Below are 9,480 nucleotides of genomic sequence, written 5' to 3'. Positions count from 1 at the left end.
ATTGAAGTGTTTACGAACGACGGTGAGCGCGCAATGTCGAGCCTCGTGTTCGCGAACCCGGCGAATCGCGCGATTCAATGGGAGGCAGAAGGCGGCGATGTGCGTGTTTCCGCCATCGATTATTGGACGTTGGAAACGTGAAGGAGGCGCGATACGATGAGTGAAGGCATCCTTTGCCTCGGTGAGGCGCTGGTCGATTTCATCCCGACGGATGCGAAAAACCGGTTTTATGAAAAATGTCCGGGCGGAGCCCCGGCGAATGTTGCCGTCGGTTTGGCGCGGCTCGGGGTGAAGACGTCGTTCATCGGGAAGGTCGGCGACGACCTGCTCGGGGAGTTCTTGCTGGAGACGTTAAGGAAGGAAGGCGTCGATGTCACGCAAGCGAAGCGAAGTGACGAGGCGCGGACCGGCTTGACGTTCGTCAAGCTGGCGGAGGGAGGCGAGCGTGACTTCTCGTTTTACATCGAGCCGAGCGCCGACCAGTTCCTCCGCGAGGAGGAACTGGATGCGGCTGGCTTCCGTGGCCGGAAGCTGCTGCATCTCGGATCCATTACATTGATCCGAGAGCCGGCGCGCACGGCCACGAAGCGTGCGGTCGAACGGGCGAAAGCCGCAGGCTTGAAGGTGTCGTTCGACCCGAACGTGCGCCTGGGCCTTTGGCCGAGCGAAGCGAGGGCGAGGGCGGCGATCGTCGACTTGCTGGGGCAAGTCGATGTGCTGAAGCTGTCGGAAGATGAGTTGGCGTTTCTGACGGGCGAAGCGTCGATTGACGCAGGTGTCGAGGCATTGCGGCGGCGGTATGAAATTCCGTTGGTTTTCGTGACGCGCGGCGCTGAAGGGAGCCGTGTGGTTTACGGCGACGTGTCGATCGATTGTGCTGCGATGAAGGTGAAGGCGATTGACACGACAGGCGCAGGGGATGCGTATGTTTCCGGCATCTTGTACGGCTTGCACGAGCGCGGATTCGAGGCGCTCGACGAAAAAGCGTTGAAAGACATCGTCCGTCTGGCAAGCATCTCCGGCGGGCTCGCCGCCTCGAAGAAAGGCGCGATGACGGCGCTGCCGACATTGGCCGAAGTGCAAAACGAAGCCAACCTCCCCGGTTAACCGGGGAGATTTCGTTGTCAGCGGACAGGAATGCGCAAGCCTTTCGGATAAAAGTTCTTCAGCGTTCCTTTCACTTCTTTGCCCCAGCCAAGCGGGTACCCCTCCAGCGTCACGACCAACCAGCCGCGGTCGCGGCCGGTTTCCAGCGTTTCGCCGCGCAAATACTTCCGCCACTGCCCCTCTCCGAGGGGCAGCTCATGCGCATGCTTCGCTTCGCCCGCTTTGAGCCCCATCGCTAACGCGTGGTTCGGCTCAAAGCGGCCCTTCTTTTGCTCGCCGAGATGCCATCCCGGCCGAAGCACTTTCACGCCTCGCAAATCCGGGCAATCGTTCGGCAACGCGAACCATTGCCCTTTTCTCTCCATCAGCGTGCCTCCCGGCACGCTGACCAAAGCCTCGCTTGCGAAACGCCGGAAATCCCGCATGTGCGCCGGCTTCACGTTGGACGCGGCCAACCGGCCGCGCCAACGGCCGGCAGCGTCTGCGGATTTCCGCCATTTCGCGACGAAATGGCCTTCGCCTCGCAGCCGGTGCGGCCACAGCCTCGCGGCTTTGCCCGCCGCACCGGTCTGCGACTCCGTCCAGCGCGCTTCGCCGCTTGCCACGCCGGTCGGCTTCGCCATTTCCTCCGCTTCCAGCTCGGGAAATTCGCTGAGCGCCCACTCGACGATGTGCTCATTCTCCTCCGGAGAAAACGTACACGTCGAGTAGACGAGCGTGCCGTCCGGCTTCAGCATCTTCACCGCATCCGCGAGGATGTCTTTTTGCCTGGCGGCACACGCCTCGACATGTTCCGGACTCCAGTAGCCGCACGCGTCCGGATCTTTCCGAAACATGCCCTCGCCGGAGCACGGGGCATCGACGAGGATTTTATCGAAATAGGCGGGGAAGCGCTCCGCAAGCCGTTTCGGTGTTTCGTTCGTGACGAGGGCGTTCGTGATACCCATACGCTCAACGTTTTCGGATAACGCGCGTGCGCGTTTTGGATGAATGTCGTTGGCGACAAGCAAGCCGGTGTTGTTCAGCATCCCGGCAAGCTGCGTCGTTTTGCCTCCGGGGGCAGCGCTCAAATCAAGCACTTTTTCATGTTCGGCTGGGGCAACAACCTCGGCAACGAACATCGCGCTCGGTTCTTGCATGTAGTAGAGCCCCGCTTGGTGAAACGGGTGTTTGCCGGGTTCGTTTTCGGGATCGACGTAAAAGCCGCTCGGGCAGAAAGGCACCGGTGTCAACGGAAATGGAGCGATTTCCGCGAAGGCGGCGGGGGAAAGTTTCAACGGATTGACGCGCAACCCGGTCGTTTTTTTCCTTTTATACGATGCAAAGAAGGCGGCTGCTTCGCGGTCTAACAGGTTAGTCATTTTATCGATAAACGGTTTCGGTAACTCCATTCGTGAAACTCCTTTGTCAGTCCACTCTCTTATCATTATAGCAAGGAAACTTGGGGATTTCATAAAGGGCTGACGATGAAATAAAAAGAACGCCAAACATGCATTGGCGTTCCGAAAAGATTACGAGCCGATCAAAGTTACATTTGGGTTGCGGGCGGCGATGTATTCCGGCCGCGGTTCGCCGCCGGAAAAGGGAGCGACGAGCCGATTTTCCACGCTGTTGTACACCATGAACAAGTTGTTGCGGCCGTAAGGAGTAATGTTTCCGTTTGAACCGTGCATCGTGTTGCATTCAAACAAGAGGACGGAGCCGGCCGGTCCTGTCGGGACGTCAATGCCGAGCTCATTCGTGAGCCAGGTCATCGTGTTGCGGTCGGGGACGCCGAATTCTTGTTTCTGCAGCGATTTCTTGTAATGGTTTTCCGGCGTTTCCCCGATGCATGAGATAAAATATTGATGGGAACCGGGGATGAGCATGAGCGGCCCGTTGAACACGTGATTGTCGGTAAGTGCGATCGAAACGCTGACGGCGCGCATGCGCGGCATACCGTCTTCGACGTGCCACGTTTCGAAGTCCGAATGCCAGTAAAACTCCTTGCCCGTGAACCCGGGTTTGTAGTTGATACGCGACTGGTTAATGTAAACCTCGCTTCCGAGCAGTCGGGAGACGATCGCCGTTAACCGCTCGTGGGCAGCGACTTTTCCGAAAAATGGATGATCATGGACGGCAAAGATGGAACGAATTTCTTCATTGTGCGGTTCGCGCACGACTTCCGGACGCGTCGAAACGGATTCATCGTTGCGAAGGGAAAGGGCTTCTTGTTGCATTTTCGCCGTTTCGCTTTCCGAGAAGAAGTTTTCCAAGTACAAGTAGCCGTTCTTTTCGTAAGCCAACAATTGGTCTTTCGTCAATGGGCAATCATATTCTTCCGTTCCGTGGATGACAGGATCTTTTCGTCTTGTGATTTGGACTTCTTCCCTCTTTCGGGACGGATAAAGATCTTCCATTGTGTAAACCTCCTCGTTTCCGGATCAAATCAAATGGCATGAACGTGTTTGTTCATGCCATTCTTAGATGAATTAATCGACCGCCGCCGGGTAGACGCCTTCTTCGTCGTGCACTTCTTTTCCGGTCAGCGGCGGATTGAACACGCACACGACGCGGAAATCGGTTTTGGCCCGCAAATAATGTTTTTCGTGACCGTCCAGGCAATACATCGTTCCTGGTTTGATCGTATACTTTTTGCCGTCGTCGACGGTTTCAATTTCGGCTTCGCCTTCGATGCAATAGACGGCCTCGATGTGATTTTTATACCAAATGTACGTTTCCGTTCCTGCGTAAAGGATCGTTTCCGTCAGTGTGAAACCGACGTTGTCGTCCTTCAGCAAAAACCGACGGCTGTTCCAATTCTCATCGGCGGTGTCGCGTTCGGAGCCGATGATTTCGTCCAACGTTCTAACAATCATGTTGTAACCGCTCCTTTATTTCAGTACGCTTTCAATGCTGTCGCGCAAAATTTCAAGTCCTTGTTCGAGTCCGGCTTCTTCGATGATGAGCGGCGGCAACACCTTCAATACTTCATCGTTCGGTCCGGATGTTTCAATGATCAATCCGCGCTCGAACGCCGCTTTCGTAATTTCGCCGGTGATCTCTTCTTTGCCGCACGCGATGCCTTGCATCAATCCGCGTCCGCGCAAGCGGCCTTCCAGCTCTGGAAATGCCTCGATGATCGCCTTCAACCGTTCGGTCAACAGTTCCGCCTTCCGCTGAATCTCCTTTTGGAAAGCATCCGTTTGCCAATGGTTGAGAGCTTCCGCAGCGGCGATGAAGGCGAGGTTGTTTCCTCGGAACGTGCCGTTATGCTCGCCCGGTCCCCATTTGTCGTACTCCGGTTTGATGAGCGTAATGGCCATCGGGAGACCGATGCCGCCGATCGATTTTGACAGGCAAACGACGTCAGGGTTGATCCCTGCCGGTTCGAAGCTGAAAAACGTACCGGTACGTCCGCAGCCGGCTTGAACATCGTCGACGATGAGCAAGATGTCCCATTTTCGGCACAGTTCTTCGATCTTGCGCAGCCATTCGAAGCTTGCCGCGTTCAATCCGCCTTCGCCTTGCACCGTTTCAAGGATGATGGCTGCCGGCAATTCGACGCCGCTTCCGCTGTCCTCCAAATATTTTTCCAAATAAGTGATCGACGGATGATCGTCCATGTAGTCGTCGTAAGGCATCGAAACACTATGACTAAGCGGAACGCCCGCGCCTTTGCGCTTAAACGAATTTCCGGTTACTGAGAGCGAACCGATCGTCATGCCGTGAAAGGCGTTCGTGAAACTGATCACTGTATCGCGTCCGGTGACTTTGCGGGCAATTTTTAACGCGCTTTCGACCGAGTTTGTTCCTGTCGGACCCGGGAACATTACTTTGTAGTCCAGGTTGCGCGGCTCGAGAATGACTTCCTGAAAACGCTCAAGAAAATCGCGTCGAGGTACGGTTGCCATATCGAGGCTGTGTGCAATGCCGTCGCTGCGAATATATTCAATGATTTTTTCCTGCATGAAGTCGTTGTTGTGTCCGTAGTTCAACGCTCCGGCACCGGCAAAGAAATCGATGTATTCCTTGCCTTCCGTGTCCCACAGTTTATAGCCTTTCGATCTTTCGAACATGGCCGGGAAACTGCGGCTGTAACTGCGGACTTGCGACTCGTGTTTCTCGATGATGTCCATCTCTGGTTTTGGTCCTACAAGGGTCATTGTTGTGAAATGCCTCCTCTTATGAATGGAATGGGCCAATGTGATAAAGCGGTTCCTCTTCGTGGTTCGATTCCGGGAAATCTTCCGGCTTGAACCCTTCGCGAATTTCGCATCGGGTATTCAGTTTCTTCGCGAATCTTGTAAACAGTTTTCGAGAAGCAATGTTGTCGGGTGATACGGTGGCTTGCAAATACTCGACGTCTTCACAGGCTTCCCGTTCGAGAAGTTCAAACAGCATTTTCGTCGCTAATCCCTTTCCGCGTTGACTGGCATCGACCGCGACTTGCCAAATGAACAGCACATTAGGCTTGTCGGGATGAATGAACCCGGAAATAAAGCCGACGACTTTGTCAGACTGTTCGGCCACAATGGAAGTTTCTCGGAAAAATTTGCACCACATGAGGTAGCTGTAAGAGGAATTCAAGTCTAAGACTCCGGTGCTTTTCACTAAAGTCCAAACATCAGCGCCGTCATTTTCAGTTGGTGCGCGAAAATGACAGTCAGAGGCGGCAGGGGCCAAAATCGTATGGATGGTTTCACCTCCAATGGGTTAAATGACATTTTTCAATGAATCCATTCGATTGCAAGGTACATACATAAAGATAACGGCCGCACCCGATTGCGTCAAAAGCGCTTATTCGTTGTTTGACGTGGTTAAGTAACGATAATCGTGTTGAGCAAGGTTCTTGCCCGTTTCGCTTATAATACCTGCGTCATGGACGCGATTACCCTGAAATTCTTGCCAACTGGCAAAAAACGCCGAAATTCGACATTTCGGCGGGATGCGTCGTTCTCGGTCTCTAGTCGTATACGAAAATCATTCGGAGTCCGCACGGCAATTTCGTGCCGGATGCCGACGAAACGAACCGCATATCCAGTTATGATCAAGAGGAGAGGGGAGAAGATCATGATGAACTTTAATGAAGTGGCACACGTGATGCAACGCAGGAAAGCCGCGCTCGATAAGCAAAACCGTGAGGGATGGAAATGGTGGGTGAAGCGCTGACACAGGCGATCTGCCAATGAACGGCGGATGCGCCCGGATTGTTTTGCTTTTGGATTGAATCGAGGTGCCGTTGGCTCGATTCGTGATGCTTTCGGCCGCAGTTCAGGCGAAACTGCGGCTTTTTTTATATGAAAAATTTTTACTTTCGTGTAGGGTAAAGAAGCATTCCGCTCGTCAAGCAGGTTGGCAACAAACTGTTTATCCATGTAAAAAAATTGCCGAGGCACCGCTCGTTCTTGGCGGATCGGCATGTGAAGCAGTTAACACTTGTCGTTCCGAAAGGAACGACAAGTGATAGGGTTGGAAATCGGAAAAGGCTGACTCATAGAACGAGTCAGCCTCTTTGTTTGCACTGTTATCTTACACCGACGGCATTCCACGCATCCTGGACAGCCCGGTACTCTTTGCCGTAGCCGTAATAATCGGCTGCGGCTTGCAGCAGGGCGGCGCGGGCGTCGCTGAATTGCGAATGCGGACCCATGTAGACGGTCAGCGCGCGGTAGTAGATTTGTTGGGCACGCCAGCGGCCGATGTCTTTGATCGTCAAGTAGGCGGCTTTGTTCGGGATGCCGCTGTTCGTGTGAACGCCGCCGTTGTCACGGGAGGTGTTCACATAATCGCTCATCGTTTCCGGTTGTCCGAACTCGGAAGGGTTGGACATGCTGCGAATCGCATCGCCGGAACGGCCCGGTGTATAGACGTCCTCGCCCATCAAGAAGTTGTTCGGATGGACGAAGTAGGCAAATGTATCGGAGAACGATTCGTTCAATGCCCCGGATTGCCCGTAATATTCGAGATTGGCGGTCGACTGGGTGACGGCGTGCGTCAATTCGTGCGCGGTAACTTCTAACGATCCGGCCAATGGAAGGAACGTTTGGCCGTCGCCGTCGCCGTAAACCATTTGCGATCCGTTCCAGAATGCATTGTTGTAGTTCGATCCATAATGAACCGTGGAATTGAGGACGGCACCGTTGTCGTTGTAGCTGTTTCTGCCGAAATTGTATTTGTAGTAATCGTACACTTTTCCGACATTGTATTGAGCGCTTACGGCGGCGCGTTGCCATTGCGACGTGAACGCATTGTTGCCGTCCGAAACATTATAGCCCGGCAACGATTCCCCGTTGTTCGCGGTAAACGTTTCGATCCAGCCTCTCATCGGTTTCGAAGTATCGGCCAAGTAGTATCGGTTGTTATAATGATAGGTGTGAAGTGTGCGTTTGTTGCCGAAGATGTCATAGCCGTAACCGACGGATGGCCCCGATTCCATGATCGCGTTATAGCTGTGAATGACGGAACCGTCATTGGCATCGACGTAAATTTGCCAGTTGCCCGGTTCCGGGTAAAGGAATCGCAATTGCACATGGTAAGCAAGATAGCCTTTGCCGTTATGCGGGTACACGACGAGATTCGCTTGTTGCGAGGTGTCGTGCGGAGTTCCTCCGATCGTGCGGGTTTCATCAGGAGACAAACCGATTTGATTCCATGCTTTTTGCAACGCTTCTTGTTTCGACAAGTTGGCCGAGAGATCCCCTTCCATGTGGTCGGCGATGTTCGGTTGAACCGCTCCGGTGACAGCCGAAACGCGCTGATGTTTATCGGTGTTAACGGTGAAATCCGCCCCTTCAACCGGGATGCCGTTGACCGATTGCACGAACCGGTAATGGGTCATCCCGAGTTTGTCGCGGTAATGCTTTTCGAGGTTCAAGTCCGAATGAGGGTTCAGCTTGAACAGCTCTTGATGATCGCGCAAATAGTTCCGTACGTCGGAGAGGCTGGCCATTTTTTGTTTGGAAAGGGTGCCGGATACGAAAGTCGGAACTTTGTTTTCGTTTCTCCATACGACGGTGAAATGATCATCCGACCATTTTTTGAATTGCTGCAAATGTTTCTCGTGCTGGTCCGCCGGACCTGAGGATCCGTTCCCCTGGGCGTAAGCGACGGCGGGGAGCAAGGACAGTGAAGCTGTAAGTACGAGTGTGAGCAACGGTTTACCTGTCAAATCAAACTCCTCCCTTAGTAGGTCTCAAAAATGGTACGTTTTCAGACTATCATATTTATTGAGAAAGTTTACAGGGAATTGGAAGAAATGGAGGTTAAATATGGGAAAATATACTGAAAAATGGGTAAAATTGGTTGAAAATCCGCTGGAGAACTTACTTTTCTAGCCTTATCAATGAAACTTTTAGGAGAAAGGATATGTTGCATGAGTAAAAGATTGAACGAACAAATGGCGTTTTTGATCGAGGTTGACCAATTGAAAAAAGTGTTGCGGCAATCGCTGCTGACGGACGGCAGCCGGCGTGAAAACGACGCGGAACATTCGTGGCACTTAGCGATGATGGCCATTCTCTTAGCGGAACATGCCAACGAAACGAAGCTGGACTTGACGAAAGTATTGAAGATGGTGGTGATTCATGACATTGTCGAAATCGATGCCGGCGACACGTTCGCGTACGACGAAAAAGGCAAAGAAGACAAAGAAGAGCGGGAACAGCGGGCAGCGCAGCGGATTTTCGGTTTGCTTCCGGAAGATCAAGCGCTCGAGCTTCGTCGGCTGTGGGAAGAGTACGAACGCCGCGACACGGCCGAGGCTCGTTTCGCCGCTTCGCTTGATCGTCTGCAGCCGCTTCTCCACAATTTTTATACAGAAGGGGCTGCATGGAAAAAACACGGGGTGAAGAGCTCGCAAGTGCTGGAACGGGCACAGGCAATCGGTGACGGCTCCCGGGTGTTGGGGGATTTTGCCGAACGGTTGATTCGCGACGCAGTGGCGCGAGGATATTTGGCTCCTTAATGGTGAAACTGAGAGCAGGAGGTCTTGTCTATGAAAAGGAACAGCATAAGGATGGTGCTCATGCTACTTTTGGCGTTCAGTTTTCTCGGCGGATGCGGGCAGTCGGCGAAATCCGGAAACGCGGACGGCTCAACCGGAACAACGAGCGGCGGCAGTCAGAGCGGCAGCGGTTTTGCCGCGGGAGAGATTCAAACGTGGATCGATTGGAACCAACAAGGGGATACCGTCAAGTTCACGTTTCATTTGAAAAACCAGACCGAGCACGTGCAGACGTTTACGTTCCCGACTGGGCAGCGGTTCGACTTTGTGATTAAAAACGAACAAGGGCAAAAAGTAAAGCAATATTCCGAAGGACGGATGTTTACTCAAATGGTAGGCGAAGTGACGCTGAAACAAGCGGAGGAGATCTCGTACGACGCGGAAGTGAA

Annotated in this window: 9 protein-coding genes; 3 read left to right on the top strand and 6 right to left on the bottom strand. The window is 53.3% G+C overall.

What is annotated here, in order from left to right; genetic code table 11:
* The first annotated feature begins 156 nt into the window (after window positions 1–156).
* Window positions 157–1,107 (top strand): aminoimidazole riboside kinase, encoded by a 951-nt coding sequence (locus tag VFK44_09150; GenBank protein HET7628539.1) that lies wholly within the window; start codon window positions 157–159, stop codon window positions 1,105–1,107.
* 17 nt (window positions 1,108–1,124) lie between these two features.
* Here the strand turns inward: VFK44_09150 and VFK44_09145 are convergent, their stop codons facing one another.
* The 6 genes from VFK44_09145 to VFK44_09120 all read right to left on the bottom strand — a co-directional run bounded on the left by VFK44_09145 (window position 1,125) and on the right by VFK44_09120 (window position 8,257).
* Window positions 1,125–2,498: an RsmF rRNA methyltransferase first C-terminal domain-containing protein gene (locus VFK44_09145; GenBank protein HET7628538.1), complete on the bottom strand. Its 1,374-nt coding sequence runs from the start codon at window positions 2,496–2,498 to the stop codon at window positions 1,125–1,127.
* Between the two features lie 120 nt (window positions 2,499–2,618).
* Entirely contained in the window at window positions 2,619–3,506 is an 888-nt protein-coding gene (gene thpD, locus VFK44_09140; GenBank protein HET7628537.1) for an ectoine hydroxylase, read from the bottom strand.
* Window positions 3,507–3,578: 72 nt separating this feature from the next.
* Window positions 3,579–3,965 carry an ectoine synthase gene (locus VFK44_09135; protein ID HET7628536.1) on the bottom strand — a complete coding sequence of 129 codons (387 nt, stop codon included), beginning with the start codon at window positions 3,963–3,965 and terminating at the stop codon, window positions 3,579–3,581.
* A 15-nt stretch (window positions 3,966–3,980) separates the two neighbouring features.
* On the bottom strand, window positions 3,981–5,252 hold the full coding sequence (gene ectB / locus VFK44_09130) for a diaminobutyrate--2-oxoglutarate transaminase (GenBank protein HET7628535.1): 1,272 nt from the start codon (window positions 5,250–5,252) through the stop codon (window positions 3,981–3,983).
* Window positions 5,253–5,271: 19 nt separating this feature from the next.
* On the bottom strand, window positions 5,272–5,772 hold the full coding sequence (gene ectA, locus VFK44_09125; GenBank protein ID HET7628534.1) for a diaminobutyrate acetyltransferase: 501 nt from the start codon (window positions 5,770–5,772) through the stop codon (window positions 5,272–5,274).
* Between the two features lie 841 nt (window positions 5,773–6,613).
* Complete coding sequence (locus VFK44_09120; protein ID HET7628533.1) at window positions 6,614–8,257, bottom strand: M4 family metallopeptidase; 1,644 nt, start codon at window positions 8,255–8,257, stop codon at window positions 6,614–6,616.
* 204 nt (window positions 8,258–8,461) lie between these two features.
* On the opposite strand from VFK44_09120, the gene VFK44_09115 reads away from it, so the two are divergent.
* Together VFK44_09115 and VFK44_09110 are read left to right on the top strand one after the other, a co-directional pair.
* On the top strand, window positions 8,462–9,052 hold the full coding sequence (locus tag VFK44_09115; GenBank protein ID HET7628532.1) for an HD domain-containing protein: 591 nt from the start codon (window positions 8,462–8,464) through the stop codon (window positions 9,050–9,052).
* Window positions 9,053–9,112: 60 nt separating this feature from the next.
* Window positions 9,113–9,480 (top strand): BsuPI-related putative proteinase inhibitor (locus VFK44_09110; GenBank protein HET7628531.1); only part of this gene is annotated, 368 nt, incomplete at its 3' end.

The organism is Bacillales bacterium (genome assembly GCA_035700025.1).
GTDB lineage: Bacteria > Bacillota > Bacilli > Bacillales > DASSOY01 > DASSOY01.
Note: the sequence above shows the minus strand (reverse complement) of the source record. Positions and strands in the feature narration are given on the sequence as shown.